This is a genomic window from Streptomyces sp. NPDC052020 (assembly GCF_040680575.1).
GTDB lineage: Bacteria > Actinomycetota > Actinomycetes > Streptomycetales > Streptomycetaceae > Streptomyces.
On sequence record NZ_JBFAWY010000001.1, the window covers coordinates 244,226 to 268,815 of the forward strand.

Annotated in this window: 24 protein-coding genes and 1 tRNA gene; 13 read left to right on the forward strand and 12 right to left on the reverse strand. The window is 74.5% G+C overall.

What is annotated here, in order from left to right; translation table 11 throughout:
- Window positions 1-45: 45 nt before the first annotated feature.
- Both AB0L74_RS01120 and AB0L74_RS01125 read left to right on the forward strand, forming a co-directional pair.
- On the forward strand, window positions 46-1,188 hold the full coding sequence (locus AB0L74_RS01120) for a DUF475 domain-containing protein (RefSeq protein WP_365644077.1): 1,143 nt from the start codon (window positions 46-48) through the stop codon (window positions 1,186-1,188).
- Window positions 1,189-1,410: 222 nt separating this feature from the next.
- Window positions 1,411-2,148: a Tellurium resistance gene (locus AB0L74_RS01125; RefSeq protein WP_365644079.1), complete on the forward strand. Its 738-nt coding sequence runs from the start codon at window positions 1,411-1,413 to the stop codon at window positions 2,146-2,148.
- A gap of 179 nt (window positions 2,149-2,327) precedes the next feature.
- On the opposite strand, the gene AB0L74_RS01130 is transcribed toward AB0L74_RS01125, so the two are convergent.
- Window positions 2,328-3,359, reverse strand: a complete 1,032-nt coding sequence (locus AB0L74_RS01130; RefSeq protein WP_365644081.1) for a TerD family protein — start codon at window positions 3,357-3,359, stop codon at window positions 2,328-2,330.
- Window positions 3,360-3,565: 206 nt separating this feature from the next.
- On the opposite strand from AB0L74_RS01130, the gene AB0L74_RS01135 reads away from it, so the two are divergent.
- The 3 genes from AB0L74_RS01135 (at window position 3,566) to AB0L74_RS01145 (ending at window position 8,095) form a co-directional block, all read left to right on the forward strand.
- The gene (locus AB0L74_RS01135) at window positions 3,566-4,732 is read left to right on the forward strand and encodes an HpcH/HpaI aldolase/citrate lyase family protein (protein ID WP_365644083.1); all 1,167 of its coding nucleotides are present in this window, start codon (window positions 3,566-3,568) and stop codon (window positions 4,730-4,732) included.
- Window positions 4,733-4,799: 67 nt separating this feature from the next.
- A complete protein-coding gene (locus AB0L74_RS01140; protein ID WP_365644477.1) occupies window positions 4,800-7,283 on the forward strand; it encodes a phosphoribosyltransferase in 2,484 nt (827 codons plus the stop codon).
- Window positions 7,283-8,095, forward strand: a complete 813-nt coding sequence (locus AB0L74_RS01145) for an HAD family hydrolase (RefSeq protein WP_365644085.1) — start codon at window positions 7,283-7,285, stop codon at window positions 8,093-8,095. The genes AB0L74_RS01140 and AB0L74_RS01145 overlap by 1 nt, the downstream gene beginning before the upstream one ends.
- Here the strand turns inward: AB0L74_RS01145 and AB0L74_RS01150 are convergent.
- Window positions 8,013-8,807, reverse strand: coding sequence for a DedA family protein (locus tag AB0L74_RS01150; RefSeq protein WP_365644087.1), 795 nt, complete (start codon window positions 8,805-8,807; stop codon window positions 8,013-8,015). The genes AB0L74_RS01145 and AB0L74_RS01150 overlap by 83 nt on opposite strands.
- Window positions 8,808-8,939: 132 nt before the next feature.
- On the opposite strand from AB0L74_RS01150, the gene AB0L74_RS01155 reads away from it, so the two are divergent.
- Window positions 8,940-10,085, forward strand: a complete 1,146-nt coding sequence (locus AB0L74_RS01155) for a histidine kinase (RefSeq protein ID WP_365644090.1) — start codon at window positions 8,940-8,942, stop codon at window positions 10,083-10,085.
- Entirely contained in the window at window positions 10,076-10,720 is a 645-nt protein-coding gene (locus AB0L74_RS01160; protein ID WP_365644093.1) for a response regulator transcription factor, read from the forward strand. The genes AB0L74_RS01155 and AB0L74_RS01160 overlap by 10 nt, the downstream gene beginning before the upstream one ends.
- 30 nt (window positions 10,721-10,750) lie before the next feature.
- On the opposite strand, the gene AB0L74_RS01165 is transcribed toward AB0L74_RS01160, so the two are convergent.
- The 3 genes from AB0L74_RS01165 to AB0L74_RS01175 form a co-directional block, all read right to left on the reverse strand.
- Window positions 10,751-10,969, reverse strand: coding sequence for a zinc ribbon domain-containing protein (locus AB0L74_RS01165; protein WP_365644096.1), 219 nt, complete (start codon window positions 10,967-10,969; stop codon window positions 10,751-10,753).
- A 77-nt stretch (window positions 10,970-11,046) separates the two neighbouring features.
- On the reverse strand, window positions 11,047-12,456 hold the full coding sequence (locus AB0L74_RS01170) for a hypothetical protein (RefSeq protein ID WP_365644099.1): 1,410 nt from the start codon (window positions 12,454-12,456) through the stop codon (window positions 11,047-11,049).
- 71 nt (window positions 12,457-12,527) lie between these two features.
- The gene (locus AB0L74_RS01175) at window positions 12,528-13,295 is read right to left on the reverse strand and encodes a DUF4097 family beta strand repeat-containing protein (protein ID WP_365644102.1); all 768 of its coding nucleotides are present in this window, start codon (window positions 13,293-13,295) and stop codon (window positions 12,528-12,530) included.
- Between the two features lie 266 nt (window positions 13,296-13,561).
- Here AB0L74_RS01175 and AB0L74_RS01180 point away from each other — a divergent pair.
- The 3 genes from AB0L74_RS01180 (at window position 13,562) to AB0L74_RS01190 (ending at window position 15,070) form a co-directional block, all read left to right on the forward strand.
- Window positions 13,562-13,633 (forward strand) — tRNA-Val (locus tag AB0L74_RS01180).
- Window positions 13,634-13,710: 77 nt separating this feature from the next.
- Window positions 13,711-14,295, forward strand: a complete 585-nt coding sequence (locus AB0L74_RS01185) for a DUF6153 family protein (RefSeq protein ID WP_365644104.1) — start codon at window positions 13,711-13,713, stop codon at window positions 14,293-14,295.
- A 79-nt stretch (window positions 14,296-14,374) separates the two neighbouring features.
- Entirely contained in the window at window positions 14,375-15,070 is a 696-nt protein-coding gene (locus AB0L74_RS01190; protein WP_365644107.1) for a DUF305 domain-containing protein, read from the forward strand.
- Between the two features lie 26 nt (window positions 15,071-15,096).
- Here the strand turns inward: AB0L74_RS01190 and AB0L74_RS01195 are convergent, their stop codons facing one another.
- Both AB0L74_RS01195 and AB0L74_RS01200 read right to left on the reverse strand, forming a co-directional pair.
- The gene (locus AB0L74_RS01195; RefSeq protein ID WP_365644110.1) at window positions 15,097-15,468 is read right to left on the reverse strand and encodes a hypothetical protein; all 372 of its coding nucleotides are present in this window, start codon (window positions 15,466-15,468) and stop codon (window positions 15,097-15,099) included.
- A gap of 135 nt (window positions 15,469-15,603) precedes the next feature.
- Entirely contained in the window at window positions 15,604-16,515 is a 912-nt protein-coding gene (locus tag AB0L74_RS01200; RefSeq protein ID WP_365644113.1) for a 2-dehydropantoate 2-reductase, read from the reverse strand.
- 119 nt (window positions 16,516-16,634) lie between these two features.
- Between AB0L74_RS01200 and AB0L74_RS01205 the strand changes: the two genes are divergently transcribed.
- Window positions 16,635-16,865 carry a DUF2277 domain-containing protein gene (locus AB0L74_RS01205; RefSeq protein WP_365644116.1) on the forward strand — a complete coding sequence of 77 codons (231 nt, stop codon included), beginning with the start codon at window positions 16,635-16,637 and terminating at the stop codon, window positions 16,863-16,865.
- 363 nt (window positions 16,866-17,228) lie between these two features.
- Here the strand turns inward: AB0L74_RS01205 and AB0L74_RS01210 are convergent, their stop codons facing one another.
- The 4 genes from AB0L74_RS01210 to AB0L74_RS01225 form a co-directional block, all read right to left on the reverse strand.
- Window positions 17,229-17,846 (reverse strand): VTT domain-containing protein, encoded by a 618-nt coding sequence (locus tag AB0L74_RS01210; RefSeq protein ID WP_365644480.1) that lies wholly within the window; start codon window positions 17,844-17,846, stop codon window positions 17,229-17,231.
- Window positions 17,847-18,127: 281 nt separating this feature from the next.
- Window positions 18,128-18,583 (reverse strand): DoxX family protein, encoded by a 456-nt coding sequence (locus AB0L74_RS01215; RefSeq protein WP_365644119.1) that lies wholly within the window; start codon window positions 18,581-18,583, stop codon window positions 18,128-18,130.
- A gap of 140 nt (window positions 18,584-18,723) precedes the next feature.
- Window positions 18,724-20,373 (reverse strand): alkaline phosphatase D family protein, encoded by a 1,650-nt coding sequence (locus tag AB0L74_RS01220; RefSeq protein ID WP_365644122.1) that lies wholly within the window; start codon window positions 20,371-20,373, stop codon window positions 18,724-18,726.
- Window positions 20,374-20,487: 114 nt separating this feature from the next.
- Window positions 20,488-21,132, reverse strand: a complete 645-nt coding sequence (locus AB0L74_RS01225) for an HNH endonuclease family protein (protein WP_365644124.1) — start codon at window positions 21,130-21,132, stop codon at window positions 20,488-20,490.
- A gap of 773 nt (window positions 21,133-21,905) precedes the next feature.
- On the opposite strand from AB0L74_RS01225, the gene AB0L74_RS01230 reads away from it, so the two are divergent.
- Window positions 21,906-22,487, forward strand: a complete 582-nt coding sequence (locus AB0L74_RS01230) for a TMEM165/GDT1 family protein (RefSeq protein WP_365644125.1) — start codon at window positions 21,906-21,908, stop codon at window positions 22,485-22,487.
- 307 nt (window positions 22,488-22,794) lie between these two features.
- Complete coding sequence (locus AB0L74_RS01235; protein WP_365644483.1) at window positions 22,795-23,466, forward strand: HAD family hydrolase; 672 nt, start codon at window positions 22,795-22,797, stop codon at window positions 23,464-23,466.
- Between the two features lie 25 nt (window positions 23,467-23,491).
- Here AB0L74_RS01235 and AB0L74_RS01240 read toward each other — a convergent pair whose 3' ends face one another.
- Complete coding sequence (locus AB0L74_RS01240; protein ID WP_365644127.1) at window positions 23,492-24,541, reverse strand: peptidoglycan-binding domain-containing protein; 1,050 nt, start codon at window positions 24,539-24,541, stop codon at window positions 23,492-23,494.
- Between the last annotated feature and the right edge of the window lie 49 nt (window positions 24,542-24,590).

Consider the following 24,590-nt stretch of genomic DNA (forward strand, 5'->3'; position numbering starts at 1 on the left):
CGCGGGGGAGGCCCGTAGGCCCGTACACAAGGGATTGGGTAGCCAGTGGTTCTGAAAACCTTCGGCTGGTCGTTCGCGGTCACCGCGCTCGGCCTTGTCGCGGCGGTCTTGTACGGGGGGTGGGCCGCCTTCGGTGTCGTGGCGATCCTCTCCGTCCTCGAGATCTCGCTGTCCTTCGACAACGCGGTCGTCAACGCCGGAATCCTGAAGAAGATGAATGCCTTCTGGCAGAAGATCTTCCTCACGATCGGCATCCTGATCGCCGTCTTCGGTATGCGGCTGGTCTTCCCCGTCGTGATCGTCGCGATGAGCGCCCAGCTCGGGCCGATCGAGGCCGTCGACCTCGCGCTCACCGACAAGGACCGTTACCAGGAGCTGGTGACGGACGCCCACCCGGCGATCGCCGCCTTCGGCGGCATGTTCCTGCTGATGATCTTCCTCGACTTCATCTTCGAGGACCGGGACATCAAGTGGCTCGGCTGGCTGGAGCGCCCGCTGGCCAAGCTGGGCAGGGTCGACATGCTGTCGGTCTGCATCGCCCTGATCGTGCTGCTCATCTCCGCGATGACCTTCGCGACCCACGCCCACCAGCACGGCGGCACCCATGTCGACAAGGCGGAGACGGTCCTGCTGTCCGGCATCGCCGGTCTGATCACGTACATGGTCGTCGGCGGTCTCTCCGGCTTCTTCGAGGACAAGCTCGAAGAGGAGGAGGAGCGCGAGCACGAGGCCGAGGAACAGGCGGTGCGCGCCGGCAAGCCCAAGTCGGCGGTCGCCCTGGCCGGCAAGGCCGCGTTCTTCATGTTCCTCTACCTGGAGGTCCTGGACGCGTCCTTCTCCTTCGACGGCGTGATCGGCGCCTTCGCCATCACCAACGACATCGTCCTGATGGCGCTCGGCCTCGGCATCGGCGCCATGTACGTCCGGTCGCTCACCGTCTACCTGGTCCGTGAGGGCACCCTCGACGAGTACGTCTACCTGGAGCACGGCGCCCACTACGCCATCGGCGCCCTCGCCCTGGTCCTCCTGGTCACCATCCAGTACGAGATCAACGAGTTCGTCACCGGCCTCATCGGCGTCGTCCTGATCGGCGCCTCCTTCTGGTCCTCCGTCCGTCGCAACCGCGCGCTCGCGGCGGCCGAGGCGGCCGGCTCGGGTGAGAAGCCGGAGGTCTCCTCCGGAGTGTGAGAACGCCGCATCCCGGGCCCGGTTCGCCTCCGGTGAGCCGCGGCCGCCGGTGTGAACCGGGCCCGGGTGAGGAACGCTCTGTGCGGGGCGGACGTCGAGGACGACTCCTCGCCGGCCGCCCCGTCGGCGTCCGGGGCCGCGGGGCGCGCGCCGTCCCGCGGACACGAAGGTGCACGCGGGCCGCGCGGGCCCGCGGTCGGTCGAGCGAAGGTGGGGGCGGGAATGGGCTTCTTGGACGGGCTGTGGCGCGGTCGCGGGACCGAGTTCGACTCGGGCGGCGCGGCCGGCACCGCCATCGAACTGACCAAACGGAACGGCCAGGTCTCCCTGTCCAAACAGGGCGCGGCCACCGGCCATCTGCGTATCAACCTGGCCTGGCGGATGCGGACCTCCGACATCACCGGCTCCCGGCGCGAGAGCCTGCTGCGCCATCCCCTCAAGGCGCTCAAGCCGCCGCAGGTCCTCGGCCACAGCCAGAGCATGGTCGACGTCGACCTCGACCTCGGCTGCCTCTACGAGCTCCAGGACGGCTCCAAGGGCGTCGTCCAGCCGCTCGGCGGCTACTTCGGCGACGTCAACGCGCCGCCGTATGTGAAGCTCAGCGGCGACGACCGGTTCGGCTCGGGGTCCGGTGAGACGATCTACGTCAACCTCGACCACCGGGACGCCATCAAACGGCTCCTCGTCTTCGCCTACATCTACGACCAGACGCCCGCCTTCGACCGCACGCACGCCATCGTCACGCTCTACCCGAGCAACGGCCCCCGCATCGAGATCGGGATCGACGAACGGCAGCCGCAGGCCCGCTCCTGTGCCGTCGTGATGATCGAAAACGTCAAGGGCGAGATCCTCGTCCGCCGGGAGGTGAAGTTCGTGTACGGCTTCCAGGGCGAGCTGGACCGGCTCTACGGGTGGGGGCTCCAGTGGGGGCGGGGCTACAAGACGAAGGCGGAACGCTGAGCGCCTCCCCGGCCGCGCCCGCGCATACCCGGCCGCGCGTGCCGGGCCCGTGAGCCGTCCGGGGCCCGGGCGGCCTGCCTCGCCGCCCGGCGGGCCGGTGCGCGAGCCGGGCGGCGGTGCCCGTCCCCGGCGTGCTCGCCGGTGCCTTCGGGGCCTGGGTCTTAGCCCTGTCTCAGACCCTAGCGCCCGATGAACTGCGGCCCCTGCGGCGGGAGCCGGAAGTCGGGGTCCGGCACCGGGGCGGCCGGGGGCGGGGCGGCCGGGGGCGGATAGCCGTAGCCCGACGGCGCGCCGGTGGCGGTCGCCGCGGGGGGCGTCTGCGGATAGCCGTACGCGGGCGCCCCGGTCGGGTGCGGGTAGCCGTAGGCCGGCGGTGCCGCCGCGGGCTGCGGGTAGCCGTACCCCGGCTGCGCGGGCACGCCGGGCGGCTGCTCCGGGGGCAGCGGACGGGAGACCGTCGCCGCGGTCTGCGCCGGGACGGCGGGCGGCACGGGCGGTACGGGCGGCAGGGGGGCCGTGGGCGGAGTCGGCTCGGGCGCCTGGGGCACCGGAGGAGCGGGCGCCGGCGGCGCCGGGGCTTCCGCGGCGGCGGGCGTCCGGGGTGCCTGGGGCTCCGTCGGGTGGGCGGATGCCGGCGGGCCGGCCGCCGGGGACTCCTGCGCCGCCTCCGCCCCGTCCACCGAGATGCCGAAGTCGGTCGCCAGCCCCTCCAGGCCGTTGGAGTAACCCTCACCCAGCGCCCGGAACTTCCAGCCGTCCCCGCGCCGGTACAGCTCTCCGCAGATCAGCGCGGTCTCCTCGCCCGTCTCCGGTGTGACGTCGAAGAACGCCAGCGGCTCGGCGTCGGCGGCTGCCGCGTCGTACAGCAGGATGCGCAGGTCCCGGACCTGGTCGAAGGCGACGCCGTCCGCCGATGCGACCAGCAGAATCCGTCGCACGGCGGGCTCGACACCGAGCAGCTCTGTCTGGATCGTGTCGGTCAGGCCCTCGGCGACGCGCTTCTTGCCGAGCCGCCACACCTTCCCGGAGGGGTGCCGGGGCTGGTTGTAGAAGACGAAGTCCTCGTCGCTGCGCACGCGGTCGTCGGGGCCGAGGAGCAGTGCGGAAGCGTCGACGTCCGGAATCCCCTGCCCGGGCGTCCAGCGCAGCACGGCGCGCACCGTCGCGGCTTCCAGCGGGACGTTCGACCCCTTCAGCATGGCGTGCGTCATGCCGTCATCCTGCCCTCTCGTTCCTGGGCACGACAACGCGGGGGCGGGTACCCGAAGGGCGCCACCAGCCGCTGCCCGCAGCGCCGACACGGCCGGGACACCTGGAATTCACGCCGGGCGGGAACCCGCGACATGCATCTCTACGTACTATTACCGGCCACCTTCAGACAGTTCACAGGCCGCCCAGATCCCACGGGGGAGCTCATATGCGTCATTTCGGGCACATCGCCCCCGAGGTGCGGAAGCGCCTCTTCCATCGGGAGCCGTGCGAGTTCAGCGCGGACTCCCCGGCCCGGCTGCTCTCCGCCGCCCTCGGCGCCACCCTCTACAGCCCGGCCACCCGGCCGCGGCTCGCCGAGGACGTCCTCAAGCAGGCCGGACGCGGCGTGGTCTCGATGGTGCTGTGCCTGGAAGACTCGATCGACGACGCCGACGTGCCGGCCGGCGAGGAGAACCTCGTACAGCAGCTCACCGACCTCGCCCGCCGCCCCGGCGCCGATCTGCCGCTGCTGTTCGTCCGGGTCCGCGCCCCCGGGCAGATACCCGACCTCGTGCGCCGCCTCGGGCCGGCCGTGCGGACGCTGTCCGGATTCGTACTGCCGAAATTCACGGAGGAGCGCGGGGAACCCTTCCTGGAGGCCCTCGCCACCGCGGAGGCGGAGTGCGGGCGGCGGCTGTTCGCCATGCCGGTGCTGGAGTCGCCTGAGCTGCTCTACCGGGAGTCGCGCGTGCAGACCCTGGAGGGCATCTTCCGGGCGGTGGACCGGCACCGCGACCGGGTCCTCGCGCTGCGCCTGGGCGTGACCGACTTCTGCTCCTCCTACGGGCTGCGCCGAGGCCCCGACATGACCGCATACGACGTGCAGGTCGTCGCCTCCGTGATCGCCGACGTGGTGAACATGCTGGGCCGGGCCGACGGCACCGGCTTCACCGTGACCGGGCCGGTGTGGGAGTACTTCCGCGTCCAGGAGCGCATGTTCAAACCGCAGCTGCGGCAGAGCCCCTTCCTCCAGGTGCAGGCCGCGGAACTGCGCGCACAGCTGATCGAGCACGCCATGGACGGCCTGCTGCGGGAGATCTCCCTGGACCACGCCAACGGCCTGCTGGGCAAGACCTGCATCCACCCCTCGCACGTGCTCCCCGTGCACGCGCTGTCCGTGGTCAGCCACGAGGAGTTCAGCGACGCCCAGGACATCCTCCGGCCCGAACGCTGCGGCGGGGGTGTACTGAGGTCGGCTTACACCAACAAGATGAATGAGGTGAAACCGCACCGCGCCTGGGCGGAGCGGACGCTGCTGCGCGCCGAGGTCTTCGGCGTGGCCAACGAGGACATCGGCTTCGTGGAACTGCTCGCCGCGGGCCTGTCCGACTGAGCACAAGGAATTCATGAACGACGCAGTGACCGCGGTGAACGCGGTGGACGACGGGAGACGCGAGAGCATGGACGAGGAGGCGCGCGCCGGGCGGCGCCGGGGAGTGTGGTCCGGCAGCTGGGTCGCCGAGCGGCTCGGTGTCGAGCTGGCCGGCGACGACGGGCTCACCGACCTGCTGGGGCTCGCGCTGCGCCGCAACCCCAAGCGGTCCCACCTGCTCGTGTCCAATGTGCTGGGCAAGCACGTCCCGCAGTCCCCTTCCGTGGTCTACCACCACGGCTTCGCCCTCGGCCGGCGCGTACGCGAGCTGCTGGGCGCCGAGGAAGCCGGCACGGCCGTCGTCCTCGGCTACGCGGAGACCGCCACCGGCCTCGGCCACTCCGTCGCCGACGGCCTGGGTACCGCCCCCTGCCTGCACTCCACCCGCCGCCCGGTCGCCGGAGCCGCCCGGGCGGGCGGCTTCGAGGAGTCCCACTCCCACGCCACCTCCCACCTGCTGCTGCCCGAGGACCCGGCGCTGCTGTCCGGCCACGGGCCGCTGGTCCTGGTCGACGACGAGTTCTCCACGGGCAACACGGTGCTCAACACCATCCGCGCCCTCCACGAGCGCTATCCCCGCAAGCGGTACGTCGTGGTGGCCCTGGTGGACATGCGCTCGCCCGCCGACGCCGACCGCCTGGACGACTTCGCCCGCGAGATCGGCGCCCGGGTGGACCTGGTCGCGTCCGCCTCCGGCACGGTCCGTCTGCCCGCGGACGTGCTGGCCGAGGGACAGCGGCTGGTGGCCCGGCACGAGGCGGTGGCGTCCGGGGCGCGGGACGGCGCCGGAAGCCCCGCAGGACCGGCCGCCCCTCCCGTCCCCCGCATCGACCTGCGCTGGCCACCGGGACTGCCCGACGGCGGGCGGCACGGGTTCACCCCCGCCCACCGGGCGCGGCTGGAGAGCGCCCTGCCCGCCATGGCCGCCCGCGTCGCCGGCGCGCTGCCCGGCGGGGTCCGCCGGGTCCTCGTCCTCGGCTGCGAGGAGCTGATGTACGCGCCGCTGCGGCTCGCCTGTGAGCTGGAGCGGATCGTCGGCGCCGAGGTGCGCTACTCCACCACCACCCGCTCGCCCGTCCTCGCCGTGGACGATCCCGGCTACGCCATACGCACCCGCCTGGTCTTCCCCGCGCACGACGACCCCGCCGACGGCCCCGGCGAGCGCTACGCCTACAACGTGGCGGGGGCCGGCTTCGACGCCGTCGTCGCCGTCGTCGACTCGGTGGCCGACACGCCCGCGCTGCACGCGCCCGACGGCCTGCTGGCCCAGCTCGCCGCCCACGTCCCGGACGTCAGGCTCGCGGTCGTGCCCTCGTACGTCCCCGCGTCCCCGCACGCGCCCGAAAGGCCCGCCATGCTGTCCGAGCCCCTCCGCGGCCCCGCCTTCTCCTCGTACGCACCCGACGAGGTCGGCTGGCTGCTCCAGGACCTCTCGGACGTGACCCTGGAGGCGCCGACCGAGGAGCGCGAGGAGGCCATCCAGAGCGGCGGCGCCCACTACGCGGAGTCCCTGCCGGTGGAGTACCAGCCGAGCGAGCAGTACCAGGAACTGTTCCACGCGGCGCTGCGGGCGTCCGCCGCCCGGCTCGCGCAGGCCGTCGGCACCGTCACCGAGATCGTGCTCGCCGAGCGGGCCGGCCGCCCCGTCCTGGTCTCCCTCGCCCGCGCCGGCACCCCCGTCGGCATCCTGATGCGCCGCTGGGCGCAGTTCCGCCATGGCCTCGACCTCCCCCACTACGCCGTGTCGATCGTCCGCGGGCGCGGCATCGACGCCAACGCGCTGCGCTGGCTGGCCGACCGCCACGACCCCGCCGACGCCGTCTTTGTCGACGGCTGGACCGGCAAGGGCGCCATCTCCCGCGAACTCGCCGCCGCCCTGCGCGACTTGGAGACGTCGGACGGCATCACCGGATTCAGCCCCGAGATCGCCGTCCTGGCCGATCCCGGTTCCTGCGTGCGCACCTACGGCACCCGCGAGGACTTCCTCATCCCCTCCGCCTGCCTCAACTCCACCGTCTCCGGCCTCATATCCCGCACCGTGCTCCGCGCCGACCTCGTCGGCCCGCACGACTTCCACGGCGCGAAGTTCTACCGCGAACTCGCCGGAGCCGATGTGTCGGCGGCCTTCCTCGACGCCGTCTCCGCCCGCTTCACCGAGGTCGTGGACACCGTCGCCACCCGGGCCAAGGAACTGCTCGGTGCCGACCGGGAGCCCACCTGGGCGGGCTGGGCCGCGGTGGAACGCATCAGCGAGGAGTACGGCATCCACGACGTCAACCTCGTCAAGCCGGGCGTCGGCGAGACCACCCGGGTACTGCTGCGCCGGGTGCCGTGGAAGGTGCTGGCGCGGGCCGGAGCCGGCAGCGACCTGGACCACGTACGCCTGCTGGCCGAGCAGCGCGGAGTGCCCGTGGAAGAGGTCGCCGACCTGCCCTACAGCTGCGTCGGCCTGATCCACCCCCGCTACACGCGCGGGGCGACCGGCGCCGACGGCAAGGCGGTGACCGCCTGATGCCGGTGCTCGTCGCCAGCGACCTCGACCGCACGCTCATCTACTCCGCCGCCGCCCTGGCGCTGACCGTGCCCGACGCGCGGGCGCCCCGGCTGCTGTGCGTGGAGGTGTACGACGGCAAACCGCTGTCGTACCTGACCGAGACCGCCGCCCGGCTCCTGACCGAACTCGGCGACACGGCCCTCTTCGTCCCCACCACGACCCGTACGCGCGAGCAGTACCGGCGCATCAGCCTGCCCGGCCCTCCGCCGAAGTACGCGATCTGTGCCAACGGCGGCCACCTCCTGGTGGACGGGGTCACCGACGCCGACTGGCACGCGCGGGTCACCGCACGGCTGGCCGGCGAGTGCGCCCCGCTGGCCGAGGTGCACGAGCATCTCCTGTCCGCCGCCGACCCGGTGTGGGTGCGCAAGCACCGGATCGCCGAGGACCTCTTCGCCTACCTCGTCGTCGAACGCGAGCTGCTGCCGGTGGACTGGGTGAAGGAACTCGCCGTGTGGGCCGAGAACCGCGGCTGGACCGTGTCCCTCCAGGGCCGCAAGATCTACGCCGTTCCCAAGCCGCTCACCAAGAGCGCCGCCGTGCGGGAGGTCGCCCGCCGTACCGGCGCCGGCCCCACCCTCGCGGCCGGTGATTCCCTCCTCGACGCCGACCTGCTGCTCGCCGCCGACCGGGGCTGGCGCCCCGGCCACGGCGAGCTGGCCGACACCGGCTGGACGGCGCCGACCATCAGCGCCTTGCCCGAGCGGGGGGTATGGGCCGGAGAGCGGATCCTGCGCGAGTTCCTGCGGGCGGCCCGCCCGGCCGGGTGACCTCAGCCGGACCGGCGGCGTCCTCCGCGGGCGGCCCGTCCTCGGGCCGCCCGCGCCCGCCCCTCCTGCGCCGGCCGGCCCCCGGCCGCAGCAGACGCATCCCGATGAACACCAGTACCGCGAGGACGGCCCCCGCGAGGACCACCTTCGAGTACGCGGAGACCACGTGCGTGACCTGGGACCAGTTGTCCCCCAGGGCGTAACCGGCGAGCACGAAAGCGGTGTTCCACAGCGCGCTGCCGAGCGTGGTCAGGGCCAGGAAGACGGGCAGCCGCATCCGCTCCACACCGGCCGGCACGGAGATCAGGCTCCGGAAGATCGGAATCATCCGGCCGAAGAACACCGCCTTGGTGCCGTGCCGGAGGAACCACGCTTCCGTCTTCTCTATGTCCGCCACCTTCACCAGCGGCAGCCGTCCCGCTATCGCCACCGTCCGGTCACGGCCGAGCAGCGCCCCGATCCCGTACAGGGCGAGCGCGCCGATCACCGAGCCCGCCGTCGTCCACAGCAGGACGGACGGCAGGTCCATCCGGCCGGAACTCGCCGCGAACCCGGCGAGCGGCAGGATCACTTCGCTCGGCAGGGGAGGGAACAGGTTCTCCAGGGCGATGGCGATACCGGCGCCCGGCGCGCCCAGCGCGTCCATGAGGTCGTTGATCCACTGCGGTGCGGCCCCGCTGTCCGCGGCCGTCTGCGCTGCGATGGCTGTCATGCCGACCACGCTAGGAAATCGAGGCTGAAGGGACCCTGAGGAAGACCGCACGATCCGTTGCGGCCAACCGCAGCCGGACATTGCGGTTTTCCGCAGTGTGCGCCGGACCCGACCGCGGCTAGCCTCGCGATCATGCGAAACATGGCGCGACGCGGAGTGCGGTGCGGGGTGGGCCTGATGACGGGAGCCGCCGCGGCCGCCGTCGAGCTGCCCTTCGTCGTCCTGGCGGGTGCGGCCCTGCTGCCGGTGGCCGCCTGGCCGGCCGGACGCCGTGCCGTGCTCGGCCCGGTCCTCGTGTGCGCGCGGAGACTGGCGGAGCTGGAGCGGGCCCGGCTGCGCATCTGGCTGGACGTCCGCGTCCCGCCCGCACACGAGGACCTGCGGGCCCTGCGGTACGTGGCGTGGCGGTGGGCCCTGGGCGTGCTGGGTGGGGTCGTGATGCTGTCGGCGGCGATCGGCCTCGGGTACGGCCTGTTCTGGACGTACGGCTGGATCCTGGTGGACGGCATACGCGACCCCGCCTCGATCGCCCTGAGCAGTTGCGGCGGGTTCTTCCTGCTCTTCCTCGCCGTGCAGGGGATATTCGGCGTCGCCGGGCTGGAGGGGCAGTGGGCGCGGCAGTGCTTCGGGCCCCGCCACCAGGAGGAGCTGGAGCGGCGCATCGCCGAACTGGCAGCGAGCCGCGCCGCGGTCGTCGACGCGGTGCACGACGAGCGCCGCCGCATCGAGCGCGACCTGCACGACGGGGTGCAGCAGCGCCTCGTCGCCCTCGGGATGCTGCTCGGCCGCGCCCGGCGCAGCCAGGACGCCGGCCGCAGAGACCGTCTGCTGGGCCAGGCCCACGAGGAGAGCCGCCGGGCCCTGGACGAGCTGCGCGAGGTGGCCTGGCGCATCTACCCCACCACGCTGGACGAGGCGGGGCTGCGCGCGGCGCTGGAGACGGTCGCCGAGCGGGCCTCCGTGCCGGTGCGGGTGGAGTACCAGCTCACCGAGGAGCCCGAGCGGGCCGTCGCGACCGTGGCCTACTTCGTGGTGTGCGAGGCGGTCACCAACGCGGTCAAGCACGCGGCGCCGAGCCGGATAGTCGTCGCCGTCGGCGGCGCCGAGGAAGGGATGGTGCATGTGGCGGTCCAGGACGACGGCTGCGGCGGGGCCGACGCCGCCGGCAGCGGACTGTTCGGGCTGGCCCGGCGCGTCGCCGCGCTGGACGGGATCCTGACCGTGCTCAGCCCGCCGGGCGGGCCCACCGTCGTGGCCGCGGAGCTGCCATGCGGGTGATCCTGGCCGAGGACTCGACCCTGCTGCGGGAAGGGCTGGTCCGTCTGCTGGCGGAGGAGGGCCACGAGGTTCTCGCGGCCGTCGGCGACGCCGAGACGCTGCTGACGGCGGTCGCCGAGAACCCGCCGGACGTGGTCGTCGCCGATGTCCGGATGCCGCCGAGCCATACCGACGAGGGTCTGCGCGCGGCCCTGGAGATCCGCGAGCGATGGCCGCGGGTCGGCGTGCTGGTGCTCTCGCAGTACGTCGAGAAGCGGTACGCGACGGAGCTGCTGACGGGGGAGACGGAAGGGGTGGGCTATCTGCTCAAGGACCGGGTGGTCCAGGTCGACGAGTTCCTCGACGCGCTGGAGCGGGTGGCCGACGGCCGGGCCGCCTTCGATCCGGAGGTCGTACGCCAGTTACTGGGCCGCACGACACACACCGACCTGCTCGCCCGGCTCACCGCGCGGGAGCGGGCCGTGCTCGACGAGATGGCGCAGGGCCACACCAACGCGGCGATCGCGCAGCGGCTGCACATTTCCCAGAGCGGCGTCGAGAAACACATCAACGCGATCTTCGACAAGCTCGAACTGTCAGGAGGTGAGGGCTACTCGCGCAGGGTGCTGGCGGTGCTGCGGTATCTGGGAAGCTGAAGCGCAGGCCGGGCCCGGCGGGGGCGGGTGTCAGCCGCAGCAGCCCCCACCGCAGCAGCCTCCTCCGCCGCTCGGGCGCGGCGCGGGGGCCGAGGCGGAGGCCGAGCCGCCGACCGCGACCGTCGACAGGAGCTTCACGGTGTCGTCATGGCCCGCGGGGCAGGTGGCGGGAGCGGAGGACTCGGCCATGGGACGGTTCAGTTCGAAGGTGTCGCCGCAGCTGCGGCAGCGGTACTCGTAGCGAGGCATGGGCACAGGTTAACCGCCGTGCGCGGCCGTTCGTAGGGGGAAATCCGCCCGGCGGGCCCGTCCGGCGGCCGGTCGGGTCAGTGAGCGGCGCCGCGTTCCTCCCGGATCAGGGCGACCACGCGGGCCACCGCCCTGCGGATGGCGTCCGTCTCCGTGAGGAAGTGCCAGTAGTCGGGGTGTCGGCCCTCCAGCGTGGCGACCGCCCGCTCCAGCCGGGCGACGGCGTCGTCCAGCGGGCGCGCGTGCCGCGGGTCGGGGGTGTGGCGCCCGGCCATGGCGAGCCGCTGGGCGTCACGGATCGCGAACCGGGTGCGTTCGATCTCCCGCTGCGGGTCCTTCTGCACGGCGTCGAGCTGGCGCAGGCGGTCGTCGGCGGCCGAGACGGCCTCGTCGGTCGCGTTCAGCAGGGCCCGTACGGTCGACAGCAGCGCGGTCGCGTCGGGCCAGCGCTGCTCGTCCCGGGCCGCCTGCGCCTCGGCCAGTTTCCGCTCGGCCTGCCGGACGGTCTCGGCGGCCTGCTCCGGCACCTGCTGGAGGTCCTCCCAGCAGGCGACGGTGAACCGCCGCCGCAGCTCGCTGAGGACCGGCTGGACCTGTTCCGTGCGGGTGGTGAGCGCCTGGGCCCGGGTGCGCAGGGAGACCAGGCGCTTGCCGATCTCGGCGGCCCGCTCCGGCAGCCGCTCGGCCTCGGCCCGGACCGCCTCGGCCTCCCGGGTGACGCGCTCGGCGCGGTCCAGTGTCCCCGGCACGCCGTGCCGGCCGGCGCCCTCGTTCAGCTTGGTCAGCTCAGGGGCGAGGGCGGCGAGACGGGCGGCGAGGTCGTCCGCCCGCAGCCCCGTCCCCCGGGCGGTGTCCAGCGCGTGGGAGGCGGCGAGCAGGGACTGCCGGGCCCGTTCGACGGCGGGGGCGAGCCGGGCCAGCTGCGTCTCGGCCTTGCCGAGCAGCGGGCCGAGCCCCTCGGCGAAGCGGTCCAGTTCCCGCTTGGCCCGGCCGAGTTCGTCCTTGGCCGCGGTGAGCTCGGCGCGGGCCCGGGAGGCGGCCGGCGCCTCCAGGTCGTCGCGGTCCAGGTCGTGGGCGTCGACGGCGTCGATGTACTGGCGACTGGCCTCGTCGATGCGCCGGCCGAGCGCCGCGAAGCCGTCGACCGCGCGCCGGGCGGCGGGGGAGTCGTCGACGGCCGTGATCGTCTCGATGGAGATCCGCAGGTCCCGCTGGGCGGTGTCCAGCTCGTAGAAGGCGGCCGCGGCGGCGTCCTTCGCGGCCTGCGCCTCGGCCCGCTGGCTCTCGGCACGCCCGCCGAACCAGCGCCGGGTGCCGCCACCGGCGAACGCGGCGGGCAGCGCCAGCGCGGCCATCAGCGGCAGGCCGAGCAGCGTGAGCGTGGCGCGGAGCGCGCCGGATCGGGGGCGGCGCCGCGATCGGTGCGGCGGGCGAGGCGCGCACGGCTCCATCGGCGGCGTATACGGCTGCGATGGTGTCGCCGTCACATCCCTCTCCCGTGTCGTCCGCCCTGCCCCGGTTCATTCTCCCACCCGGAAGGGACGAACACACGGGGCGTTCAGTTCGCCGCGCGGACGGTGACTTTCCCGTCGTCGGTGCGGGCGTTGACCACGTGGGGACTGGCGTCGTCGCGCGGCACGGACACGTCCACCCGGCCGTCGCCGGTCTCGGCCGTCACCCGGTACGCGGCCCGGGGCAGCTCGATCGTCACGGAGCCGTCGCCGCTGCGGGAGTCCACGCGATCCGGTACGGCGCCCAGGACGAGGCGGACCGAGCCGTCGTTGGTGCGCGCCCGCACCCGGCGTGAGGAGACCTCCGCCCGGACGGACCCGTCGTTGGTGCGCAGCGTCAGCGGCCCGCTGGTGTCGGTGACGCGGACGGACCCGTCGCCGGTGCGGATGTCCAGCGCGTCGCGGAAGCCGCGCGCCCGCACGCTGCCGTCGCCGTCCACGACCTTCACCGAGACGCCGTGGGGCACCGCGACGCGGTGCCTGGCCGCGCAGTTCGCGACGACGCCCGAGCAGTGCGTCCGCAGCTTCAGCCGGTCGCCCCGCATCGACCAGGTGACCTTCGGGGCCTCGCCGACGGCGACCGTGCCCTGGAACCAGCGGGTGACCTCGACGCGGCCCCGCTCGTGCGCGGGGGCGGCGACGATCTCCAGCGCGGAGTCGTCGGAGTCGACGGTGAGGGTGCGGCCGGGCAGCGGGAAGGAGCGGTGGTCGGGATCGGTGTCGTCCTCGGGCGAGGAACAGGCGGCGAGGCCCGCGAGGAGAACCACGACGGCGCCGGCGACGGCGGCCGCGCGAGCGGGAACGGTACGGGCCATGACGATCTCCCCCAGAGGCGACGACGAGGTGCCTCACCCGGGGCCCGCGCGGACGGACCGGCCGGGACCCGGGCGGGCCCCGCGCGGCGAGGCCCTTCGACCGTAGGGAGCGGCCGCCGGTCCCGGGATCCGGGCGGCTCCCGGATCTGTGGTGGGGTTAACCCCCGGAGCGGTGTCCGGGGAAGGCCCGGAGGGAGCGGCGAACGGGTCCGCGGTACGCGTTTGCGGGACAGCGCCCCGGGCCATGTAGGCTGTCGACTCGTTCTGGGTGCGTAGCTCAGGGGTAGAGCGCCTGCCTTACAAGCAGGATGTCGGCGGTTCGAAACCGTCCGCGCCCACCGGAACCGGCGGCACGCCCGTCGGCGTGCGGGCCCTCGGGATACCCCCCGGGGGCCTTTTCGCGCGGGTCCGTAGGATGTGGACCGTGAGGGGTTCCGAGCAGCACGGCCGACGGCCGCCCGCGTGGCGGTCGCGCGCGGTGTGCGTGCTCGGGCTGCTGGCCGGGTTGCTGGGGATGCACGGGCTGGCGCCGCAGGGCGGCTTCCCGGCCCACGCCCACGCGGCCTCCGCGCATACGGCCCCGACGGAACGGTCCGATACGGCCCCGACGGAACGGTCCGCCTCCTCCCCGGCTGCCGCGCCCCTGTCCGCGACCTCCGCGCCGGCCGCCGCTTCCCCGGCCTCCGCGCTCCCTGTGGCGTCCGGCCCGGTCCCGGAGGCCGGGCCCGGCCGACCGGCGCCGCGTTCCGCGCCGGCCGCGGCGGCGGCTCACGACGGCTGCGGGGCGACGGACGGCTCCTGCGGCGGGGGACATGTCCGGCACGCCGATACCACGTGCGCGTCCGGCGCGGTGGGCGGCGGGCCGGCGCTGCCCGCCCTCGTTGCCGATCCGGCCGCGCCGGCCGTCCGCGCCGATGCCGCGCCCTCCCGCGCGGCCCGGGCACCCGACGGCGCACGCGCGCCGCCGTCCCTGTCCGAACTCCAGCTCCTGCGGATATAGACACCGCCCCCGCACCGCGCCCCGGCGGGCGCGGCGCCCCGGCATGTCGAAAATCCCTTTACACAGCAGGAGTTCACCCATGAGCAGCATCCGTACGATGACGCGCCGCGCCGCCCTGGCGGCGGTGACGGCCGCCGCCGCGCTCGCCCTCGCCGCCTGCGGCGGGGACGGGAACGGCGGCGCCGGACACGGCGGGCACGGCACGGCGTCCGCGAGCGCCGGGGCCACGGCACCGGCGCGGGGCGGGGCCGCGAACGCCGCCCACAACGCCCAGGACGTCGCCTTCGCGCAGGGCATGATCCCGCACCACCGCCAGGCGCTGGACATGGCGCGGCTCGCCGCCGGCCGCACCGCCTCCGCCGAGGTCGAGGACCTCGCCGCGCGGATCGAGAAGGCGCAGGAGCCGGAGATCGCGACGATGACCGGCTGGCTGAGGTCCTGGGGCGAGGAGGTGCCGAAGTCGGCGGAGTCCCTGCCCGGAACGGGCCACTCCGGCCACTCCGGTGGCTCAGGTCACTCCGGCGACTCCGGTCACGCGGGGATGCCCGGGATGATGGACGGCGCGGACATGGAGAAGCTGGAGAAGGCCACGGGCGAGGACTTCGACAGGATGTTCCTGACCATGATGATCGAGCACCACAAGGGCGCCGTCGAGATGGCCGCGGCGGAGAAGGAGAAGGGCGCGTACGGACCCGCCCAGGCCCTGGCCGACGAGATCGTCACCGCGCAGAACGCCGAGATCGCCCAGATGGAAAGGCTCCTTGGCGGCAGCTGACGGCGCCCCCGCTCTCCCCGCCGCTCCTACGAGCCCCGCCCGGGTTCCTCGGCGCCCTCGGCGTCCCCGGGCGGGGCCTCGTGGGCGTGCTTGAGACGGGCGCGGGCGGCCACGCGGTCGGTGCCGCCGAGCTCCGACCAGTAGCGGTGAGTGCTGACGAAGACGGCGAGTTCGCGTTCCCGCTGCCGCAGCTTCTCGACCTCGGCCTGCTCGTCGGCCGACCAGCCGGGCGAGGCCGGCCGCTCGACCTTGCGCCAGCCGTTGTCGTCGCTGAAGGCGTCCTGGGGCTCGACCGACCAGGGGAGCCGCTTCAACAGGGCCGACAGCTCGGCCCGGACCTGATGCAGTTCCTGCTGACCGGCCAGGAGGTCACTCGGGAAGTCATAGGTCGTTGTCACGCACCAATGATACGCCTGTTCGAATATAGGGCCGGGAGGGTCCGGGGCATCCGCCTCCCGGTTCACCCGCCCGGGCGTCTCGGGGCGGGCGGCCGTGCGGGGGCCGGCGTTCAGGGGTGAACGCCGGCCCGCCCGTCACCGGTGCGCGGCGTCCCTCAGTGCCCGCACCACCCGGGCGGTCACCGGGACCGGCACGCCGTGGCGCTCGGCCGCGCGCAGCAAGGCGCCGCCGATGGCGTCCAGTTCCAGGGGGCGGCCGGACTCGGCGTCGCGCTGCATGGACGACTTGGTCCCCGGCGGGAAGGCGTCGTAGCGGGCGAGGGCCTGGGCGGGATCGGCGGGGCCGCCGCAGGCACGGCTGACCGCGGCCGTCTCCTCCACCAGCGCCGTCAGCTCCTCGCGGTGCCGCTCGCGCACAGCGCCCAGGGGGAGCCCGTAACGGGTGGTGAGCAGGGCGAACGGCGCGAGGAACGACATCTTGGCCCACAGCGCCGCCATCTCGCCGTCCACGACCCGGGTGACCGGGCCCGCCGCGGACAGCGCCGCCGCGAGGACGTCGAGGCGGGCCCGGGGGACCGGCACCGGGGCGCCGGTCAGGTCGATCTCCGCGAAGGGGCTGCCGTGGTCGACGACGCCCCGGGCGGCACGGGTGGACTCGACGCGGATGACCGCGGGGGCCACCTGCCCGGGGCGGTAGCGGGCGCGCAGGACGGCGGGGTGCTCGACGCCGTTCAGGAACGGTACGAGCAGCCCGTCGCCGAGCGCCGCGGCCGGTACGCGGTCCAGGGCCGCGTCCAGGGCGGTGTGCTTGACCGTGATCAGGCACGCGTCGACCGGCTCGCGCAGCACGGTGTCCGCCTCGACGCGGGCCGTGAAGTCGCCGAACAGTCCGCTGCGGACGCGGATGCCGCCGGTGCGCAGCGTGTCCGCCGTCTCGTCGCCGGCCAGGCAGATCACCCGGTGCCCGGTCCGGGCCAGCAGCGCGGCGAGCAGGCCGCCCACTCCGCCGGGTCCCAGTACGGCCACGGTGAGGTCGTTGTCGGTCATGGTGCGTCCTCTCGTCGGTCGGCCCCTCGGACGGTGGCCGCCTCGGCCGTGATCATGACAGAGGCGCCGGGTGAAGGGAATGTCCGGCGGCCGGGGGACCGGTGGACGACACTGGGAGCATGTGCCGCAGCATCAAGACGCTTCGCCCGCCCGTGCTGGCCGAGGAGGCCACCGAGGAGGAGATCCGGGCAGCCGCCCTGCAATACGTGCGGAAGGTCTCCGGTTTCCGGGCGCCGGCCGCGCACAACCAGGAGGTTTTCGAACGGGCGGTGGACGTGATCACACGGGCCACGGCCGAGCTGCTGGACGGGCTGGAGGTGCGGGGCGCCGCGGCCCGCCGCGCGGGGTGACGCCGCCGGCGCGCGGGCTCCGGCGCCGGGCCCCCCGGCCCGGCCGCCACGGGTACGCCGGTGTGGCCGCGGACGCCGGACCCGGCGGGCGCCGCGCCCTCCACCGCGCGGGCGGCCCGTCCGCCTGAGACGTCCACGCCGCGGCACCGGGCGCCGCGGGGAGGACGCCGGACACCGGACACGGCGGCGCCGCGCCCTCCGCCGCTCTCCGCGCGCGGACGGCCGCCCCGCGTTGCCACGGGCCCCTGTGCACGCCGCTCCCTGTCGGCGGGCGGACGGCCGCGCGGTGCCGGCCACGGGGCTCCGTACGCGCCGCCCCGCCCGCGTGCGGACGGGCTCCCGGCGGCCGTCGCGCCGGGCCGCCTACGGCGCCTCGGTCGCCGGTGGCCGCTCGCGCCGTACCAGGAAGGCCGCCCCCGCCCCCGCGCCGAACAGCGCGAGCAGGGACACGCCCGTCGCGAGCCAGGTCGCGCCCAGCCACTGCCCGCCGACATAGCCGAGGGCGATGCTGTAACCGGCCCAGGACAGGCCGGCCAGCGCGGACCAGGGCAGGAACTCGCGGGCCCGGCGGTGGGCGGCCCCCGCGACGAAGGAGACGACCGAGCGGCCGGCGGGGGCGAAGCGGGCGAGGACGACGAGGGCACCGCCGCCCCGGGCGAGGGCCCCGCCGAGGCGTTCCCGCGCCGTCGTCAGGCGGCGGGAGCGGGAGAGGGCGCGGTCCAGCCGCGCACCGCCGCGCCAGGCGAGACGGTAGGCCGCCAGGTCGCCCAGGACGGAGGCGGTGGTGGCGCACAGCATCAGCACCAGGAGGTCGGGGACGCCGCGCGGGACCTGCCCGGTGGCCGCGCCCGAACCGGCGGCCGCCGCCGTGGCCGCCGTGATCACCAGGACTCCGCTCGGCAGCATCGGCAGGAACACGTCCAGGAGTACCGACAGGGCCACCGCGGCGTAGATCCATGGGCTGCTGACCAGGGCACCCATGCTCCCGAGACTCTCGACCACCGCGACTCCCCCGTGATTCCCCCCGCAGACCGGACCGTGCCGCGACGCGCGGGGAGCGGCAGGGGCGGCCGATGACAGCCATACAGCGTACGCCTGGGATGTGGCGGCACGTTCACAGGGGGCTCATGTGCTGTGCACGCACCGCTCACGTGTGTCCGGAAAGAAGCCGCCGGACCCGGGCCGGGGGAGCCCGGGAGCGAGCGCGGCAACGGTGCCTTCCCGTGGGGGAGGGCACCGTTGGGTGGGTCCGGGCGGCCGGCTCAGGCGGCGACCGGCGTCTGCCGCTCGGCCGCGGGCCTGTCCCCGGCCGCCGAGCGCCGGGCGAACAGCCGGTCCAGGCCGAAGGCGCCGGAGCCGGTGAAGACCAGCAGCAGGAAGGCCCAGCAGAACAGGGCGGACGGCTCGCCGCCGTTCTCCAGCGGCCACAGGGCGCTGGGCTGGTGGACCTTGAAGTACGCGTACGCCATGGAGCCCGAGGCGATGAGCGCGGCGACGCGCGTGCCGAGGCCGAGCAGGACGAGGCCGCCGCCGACCAGCTGGATCACGGCCGCGTACCAGCTCGGCCAGGCGCCCGTCTCGACAGTGCCGCCGGTGCCCGCCGCACCGCCGAGCACACCGAAGAGGGAGGCGGCGCCGTGGCAGGCGAAGAGCAGGCCGACGACGATGCGGAAGAGCCCGAGGACATACGGCTGGGCTCTGTCGAGGCGTCCGGTCATGTGGGGTGCTCCTTCGGTCGGGCCGGTCGGGGAGGACCGGCCGGGGGACGAACCGACTGGACGCCCACGTTAGGTCTCCCTAACCAATACTTGCAAGTTCAACATTTAGTCATGGAGCGGTTCCGGCCACCGGAGGGGTTTCAGGCCAAGTCGGTCTCGGCGACCGTCCGCAGCGCCGCGCCTCTGCCCTCGCCGCGCTCCGCGCGTGCCTGTTCCAGGCGCAGCCGCGCCGAGCGGCCGTGCAGCGTGAGCGTCATGAGCTGGTTGCCGAACCAGGGCCCGCCGGTCTTCCGCCAGCCGATCGGCGGCCGGGGCGCACGCGCGTGACGGGCCAGGCACCGGCCCAGGACGCGGGCCGGGCCGCCCCACCCCGAACGGAATCCCAAACGCAGCGACAGGGGGATGGAGTTGTGGACGGGGGAGCAGGTCAGCTGCACCACCCGGGCGTCCGGCCCGCGGCTCGGCCAGGAGGGTTCGGCGAGGTAGGCGTGGTGGACGTCGCCCGACAGGACGGCCACGGTGGCGGGCGCCCCCGGTCCCGTACCGGCCTCGGCGATCAGCTCGGCCAGCGCGGCGAAGGAGGCCGGAAACGCCGCCCAGTGCTCCAGGTCCGCGGCCTGCCGCAGCTTCTCCCCGAGCCGGGCCCAGCGCGCGCCCTTCCCGCCCCGGCACAGCGCGGCGCTCCATGCCTCCGCGTCGTGCATCAGGGGCGGCAGCAGCCAGGGCAGGGAGGTGCCGATGAGCAGGTGGTCGAAGGTCCCCCGCCCGGTCAGCGCCTGCTCGCGCAGCCAGGCCGCCTCGCCGGGGTCGAGCATCGCCCGGCGCTCCTCGTCGAGGACCCGGGCCGCCCGGGTGTCGACCATCAGCAGGCGTACGCGGCCGAAGTCGCGCCGGTAGCTCCAGCGGACGCTCGCCGGGTCGGCGTCCGCCTGGGCGGCGAAGGCGCGCAGGACGTCCGTGCCGTCGGGGGTGCGGCGGACGGCGGCGTACAGCGGGTCGGCGGCCAGCTCGTCCGGTGACAGGTTGCCCAGGTGCTGGTACACCCAGTACGACATCAGGCCGCTCAGCAGCCGTTCGCGCCACCAGCCGGTGGCCCGCATGCCGGCGAGCCAGGCGGCGGAGGTGTTCCAGTCGTCGACGACGTCGTGGTCGTCGAAGATCATGCAGCTGGGCACCGTGGAGAGCAGCCAGCGCACGTCCGGATCGAGCCACGACTCGTAGTAGAGCCGGGTGTACTCCTCGTAGTCCGCGACCTGGCTGCCCGGCGGCCGGCGCAGATCGCGGCGGCCGGCCAGCCAGCGGCGGGTGGCGTCGGAGGTCTCGTCCGCGTAGACCTGGTCGCCGAGCAGCAGCAGGACGTCGGGCCGCTCGCCCGTCGGCGCGGCCGCGATGCGGGCGGCCAGGGTGTCCAGCGCGTCGGGGCCGACGGGGTCCGTCTCGCCGGCCGGCGGGGCGGCCCAGCGGCAGGAGCCGAACGCGACGCGGATGCCGCCGTCCTCGCCCGGCGTGCGGATGGCGGAGGGCGGGAAGCGGCGCGGGGGCGCGTCGGGCGGCGGCCACACCGGCGTGCCGTCGAGGAACACCTCGTACGGCGTCGCGGTGCCCGGCGCCAGGCCGGTCACCGCGACCAGGGCATAGTGATGGCCCGCCACCTGGAAGGTGCGGGCCGTGTGGCGGGCGCCGCCGGCGCAGCGCACCTCGGCGGTGCACGGACGGCTCGTCTCGACCCAGACGGTCGCGGACGAGCCGTCGACGTATCTCAGCAGCGGCCCCAGGCGCAGTCCGGCCATGTGTCCCTCGCCCTCCTCCGTCGCTCCGTACGGTACGGAACGACTCGGGCCGGCGGGGAGGTTCCGGCCGGCCGCGCGCGTCGCGACCGGGCGTCCGCCGGGTGCCGGCCCGCCTCAGCAGCCGGCGAGGTGGCCCTGGAGCGCCGACTTCTCGGCGGAGTCCACCGACAGGCCGTAGTAGTGCTTCACCTGCACCCAGGCGCGGACGTAGGTGCAGCGGTAGTCGGTCCGGGAGGGCATCCAGGTGGCCGGGTCCTGGTCGCCCTTGGCCTGGTTCACGTTGTCGGTGACGGCGATCAGCTGCGGACGGGTCAGGTCGTTGGCGAACGCCTGGCGCCGGGTGGTGGTCCAGGCGTCGGCGCCGGAGTCCCACGCCTCGGCGAGCGGGACGAGGTGGTCGATGTCGACGTCGGAGGCGGCGGTCCAGGTGGCGCCGTCGTACGGGGAGTACCAGCTGCCGCTGGTGGCGGCGCAGGAGGCGTCGGTGACGACGTTGGAGCCGTCGCGCTTGAGGACCGTCTCGCGGGTGTTGCAGGCGCCGCTGACCGTACTCCAGTGCGGGAAGAGGTCACGGTCGTAGCCGGTGCGGTCCTCGGCGGTCACGGTGAGGGTGGCCAGATAGCTGCGGGCGGTGGCGCCGCTGATGGGTGTGGGCATCGCGGCGGAGGCCGCCGGGCCGTTGAACAGGCCGATCGAGGCGACGAGTCCGGTGAGGGCGGCCAGGAGGGCAAGGCGTTGACGCGCGTAGAACCGGCGCATGGTGAACTCCCTCGGGTGGGGGTGTCGGTGGACGGGCGAGGGGAATGCTCGCCACGCCGTGTGACGCACAGATGTGCGGTCAGCAAGAAGCTAGTGACGTGTACATGGCGCGTCTATGGGCGTGGCGCCGTTGCCGGGTGGTCTCCGCGCGGCGACGGAGGGGCGATTTCGCGCCGGGAGCGGTCAGGGGCGCGTGGCCGGCTGGCCGCGCCGGCCGGGTGCCGGGGCGAGCCGACGCGGCTCCGGCGCGGAGAGCCGAGGGCGCGCGCCCCCTCCCGGGGGCGGGCGGCGGAACGTGGGAAGACGGCGGCCGGTCGCGCGCCGAAGGCCGTCCGGGTCGAGGGGCGGCGCCCGTCGTGGGGCCGTGGGCCCCTGGGCGGTGCTCGGTCGCGGAAGCCGTGGCAGCCGGTGCGGGCCCGGACGCGGAAGCGTGGCGGCCGGGGCCGCGCCCGGTCGCGGTGCCGTGCAGCCGGGGCGGTGGGAGGGCCGGACCGGGAGGGGGGACTTTCGGCCCTCGAGGCCCGCCCCGGGGGTCGCGTACCATGGACGGCGCAGAAGGGGAGTAGCTCTTCGCCGGACCGTCGACATACTGCTCAGCTCGTCTGAGCCGGCGCCCGGAGGCAGGTCTCGCACGAGACCGGCCAGCGAGACCTTCGGCAAGCAGTGCACGCCCATGCCCGCACGGCAGGGCGCTCCGTGTGCTGCCGTGCCGAGGTGTCTTGCGTCAAGGCTCAGCACTCTCGGCGGGGCAGCCCCGACCGATTGAGGAATCGTTGATCAGCTTCACCGTGACGGCTCTTGTCTTCGGCGTCGTCTTCCTCGCCGAACTGCCCGACAAGACCGCCCTCGCCGGCCTCGTCCTCGGCACCCGCTACCGCGCGTCGTACGTCTTCGCCGGTGTCGCCGCCGCCTTCGCGCTGCACGTGGCGCTCGCCGTCGCGGCCGGCAGTGTGCTCACCCTGCTGCCGCAGCAGATCGTGCACGCGCTCACCGGTGTGCTCTTCCTGGGCGGCGCCGCGATGCTGCTGATGAAGAAGGACGAGGGCGACGAGGAGATCCGCAAGCCGGAGAACCAGTCCTTCTGGAAGGTCTCGGGGGCGGGCTTCATGCTCATCCTGGTCGCCGAGTTCGGCGATCTCACCCAGATCATGACGGCCAATCTCGCCGCCCGCTACGAGGACCCGCTCTCCGTCGGCCTGGGCGCGGTGCTCGCGCTGTGGGCGGTCGCCGGGCTCGGCATCGTCGGCGGAAAGGCGCTGATGAAGCGGGTGCCGCTGCGGCTGATCACCCAGATCGCGGCTCTGCTGATGCTGGCTCTCGGGCTGTGGAGCCTGTGGGAGGCGGTGGCCGGATGAGCCAGGGCGGCGCAGCGCCCGCCGGGCGCGTGAGCCGGGCGGGGCGGTGGGGCCGTCGTGGCTCCGCGCGCGTCCGGACGACCGTGGGCGCGCGGTCCCCGGCGGCGGCGCGCGCGTGCCGCCGAGCCGACGGGGCGGTGAACGATCGGGGAGTCGGTGGCGCGATGCCGGATCTGTTTTGTACCGTGGAGGAACAAAGTGGCTCCCGCCCGTTTTCCCTGACCGGCGGGCGGGGCCGCCTTGTACACGGGGTCACACCCCGTACCTGGGGACACACCCCTGAGCCCCTCTCCCGCGCCTTGGAGCCCTGCCGATGACGGCCACTTCCGTTCTCACCGCCCGCGCCCTGCTGCTCGACATGGACGGCACCCTCGTCAACTCCGACGCCTCGGTCGAACGCGTCTGGCGGCGCTGGGCCGGCCGGCACGGGCTGGACGGCGACGAGGTGATGAAGGTCGTCCACGGACGGCAGGGCTACGCCTCCATGGCGCTGCTCCTGCCCGGCCGGCCCATGGAGCAGAACCACGCCGACAACGCGCGTCTGCTGGCCGAGGAGACCGCCGACACCGAGGGCGTCGTGGCGATTCCCGGGGCGCCGGAGTTCCTCGCCTCGCTGCGCGGGCTGCCGCACGCCCTTGTCACCTCGGCGGACGTGGCGCTGTCCACGGCCCGCATGGCCGCCGCCGGACTGGACCTGCCCGAGGTGCGCGTCACCGCGGAGTCCGTCGGAGCGAGCAAGCCCGACCCCGAGGGCTTCCTCAAGGGCGCCGCCGAACTCGGTGTCGAGCCCGCCGACTGCATCGCCTTCGAGGACTCCGGCGCCGGCATCACGGCCGCGCGCGCCGCCGGTATGCGGGTGGTCGGGATCGGCCCCCGGGCCGGCGCCCACCAGCCCGACGTGCTCGTCCCGGACCTGACGCGGCTGCGGGTCGAGGCCGGGCCGGACGGAACGATCCTGCTGCACGTCCAGACGGCCTGACCCGGCTGATCCGGACAGGAAGCTCCTAGCGCCCCGACGTCTCCGCCTCCAGCCGCTGCCGGGTCTCCGGCCCGTACACGCCCAGTTCGTCGGAGCGGATGCCCCGGGACCACTGGAAGTTGCGGAGGGCGTCCTCGACCCGCTGGTCGAAGACGCCGTCGACCTCGCCCGTGTAGAGGTAGACCTTCCGCAGGCGGGTCTGGAGGTCGGCGACCTGCGGCCCCCGGTCGCCGCGCCGCAGCACGGAGCTCTCGTGGCCGTCCTCGCGATCGTCGTCGCCCGGCTGTCGCGCCGTGGCGGTGGGGCGGGCGGTGGTCGGGCTCGCCGTCGGCGAGGGCGAGCGGGACGGTGTCGGCGAGGCGCTGGACGGTGTCGGGGCCGGCGTCGGCGAGGCGGACGGGCTGCCGTCCGCGGACGGGGACGGCGACGCGGACCCCGGACGCGTGGGCGTGCCCGCCGGGGGCGCGGGCGGTGCCGAGGCCGTGGCGGCGGACGGCTCCGGCACCCCGGCCCGCACCTCCCGCGGCAGAGCTCCGTCCCGCGACGGCGTCTCGTAGGAGAACAGCCCGCCGGCGTACCCGGCCACCGCCACCACCGCGACGGCGGCTCCCGCCGCGCCGAGCAGCACACCTCGCCGACGGCGGCGCGGCCGTCCCTCCCCGCCGTCCCAGTCACCGTCCGTGCCGCCGTCCGCCGCGGGGCCGAGGGCCGGCCCCGGTTCCCGTTCCGCGCTCTCGAACAGACGCGGGTCCGCGGCGCTGGGCGCACCGGCAGGCGCGGCGGGCGGTACCGCGGACGCCTCCCCGGGCGGTGCCCCGGGACCGGCCGCGCGCAGCGGCATGGTGGCGTCCGGCTCCGCGGGCGCGGGCGCCGACGCCGACGGAGTGCCCAGCTCGACGTACGGGCGGATCCGCAGGGGATCGAAGTCCTCGGCCGCGGCGGCCTGCGCCTCACGCGCCTCGCGCAGGGCGTCGGACGCCTGCCGGCCGCAGCCGCAGGAGGGCGTACGGTCGGCCCGGCGCTGTGCCCCGCACCGCGGGCACGGGTGATCCGCGGATCTTCTCGGCTGTTCCACGCGGTCGTCCCTCCCTTCGCGATCCCCCTCGCGAACTCCAGAGATTATG

Bases quoted from the DNA above. Each gene is read 5' to 3' on its own strand.
- AB0L74_RS01125 (WP_365644079.1), top strand. From the start codon at position 1,411: ATGGGCTTCTTGGACGGGCTGTGGCGCGGTCGCGGGACCGAGTTCGAC.
- AB0L74_RS01130 (WP_365644081.1), bottom strand. From the start codon at position 3,359: ATGACGCACGCCATGCTGAAGGGGTCGAACGTCCCGCTGGAAGCCGCG.
- AB0L74_RS01135 (WP_365644083.1), top strand. From the start codon at position 3,566: ATGCGTCATTTCGGGCACATCGCCCCCGAGGTGCGGAAGCGCCTCTTC.
- AB0L74_RS01140 (WP_365644477.1), top strand. From the start codon at position 4,800: ATGGACGAGGAGGCGCGCGCCGGGCGGCGCCGGGGAGTGTGGTCCGGC.
- AB0L74_RS01145 (WP_365644085.1), top strand. From the start codon at position 7,283: ATGCCGGTGCTCGTCGCCAGCGACCTCGACCGCACGCTCATCTACTCC.
- AB0L74_RS01150 (WP_365644087.1), bottom strand. From the start codon at position 8,807: ATGACAGCCATCGCAGCGCAGACGGCCGCGGACAGCGGGGCCGCACCG.
- AB0L74_RS01155 (WP_365644090.1), top strand. From the start codon at position 8,940: ATGCGAAACATGGCGCGACGCGGAGTGCGGTGCGGGGTGGGCCTGATG.
- AB0L74_RS01160 (WP_365644093.1), top strand. From the start codon at position 10,076: ATGCGGGTGATCCTGGCCGAGGACTCGACCCTGCTGCGGGAAGGGCTG.
- AB0L74_RS01165 (WP_365644096.1), bottom strand. From the start codon at position 10,969: ATGCCTCGCTACGAGTACCGCTGCCGCAGCTGCGGCGACACCTTCGAA.
- AB0L74_RS01175 (WP_365644102.1), bottom strand. From the start codon at position 13,295: ATGGCCCGTACCGTTCCCGCTCGCGCGGCCGCCGTCGCCGGCGCCGTC.
- AB0L74_RS01185 (WP_365644104.1), top strand. From the start codon at position 13,711: ATGTGGACCGTGAGGGGTTCCGAGCAGCACGGCCGACGGCCGCCCGCG.
- AB0L74_RS01190 (WP_365644107.1), top strand. From the start codon at position 14,375: ATGAGCAGCATCCGTACGATGACGCGCCGCGCCGCCCTGGCGGCGGTG.
- AB0L74_RS01200 (WP_365644113.1), bottom strand. From the start codon at position 16,515: ATGACCGACAACGACCTCACCGTGGCCGTACTGGGACCCGGCGGAGTG.
- AB0L74_RS01205 (WP_365644116.1), top strand. From the start codon at position 16,635: ATGTGCCGCAGCATCAAGACGCTTCGCCCGCCCGTGCTGGCCGAGGAG.
- AB0L74_RS01210 (WP_365644480.1), bottom strand. From the start codon at position 17,846: ATGGGTGCCCTGGTCAGCAGCCCATGGATCTACGCCGCGGTGGCCCTG.
- AB0L74_RS01215 (WP_365644119.1), bottom strand. From the start codon at position 18,583: ATGACCGGACGCCTCGACAGAGCCCAGCCGTATGTCCTCGGGCTCTTC.
- AB0L74_RS01220 (WP_365644122.1), bottom strand. From the start codon at position 20,373: ATGGCCGGACTGCGCCTGGGGCCGCTGCTGAGATACGTCGACGGCTCG.
- AB0L74_RS01225 (WP_365644124.1), bottom strand. From the start codon at position 21,132: ATGCGCCGGTTCTACGCGCGTCAACGCCTTGCCCTCCTGGCCGCCCTC.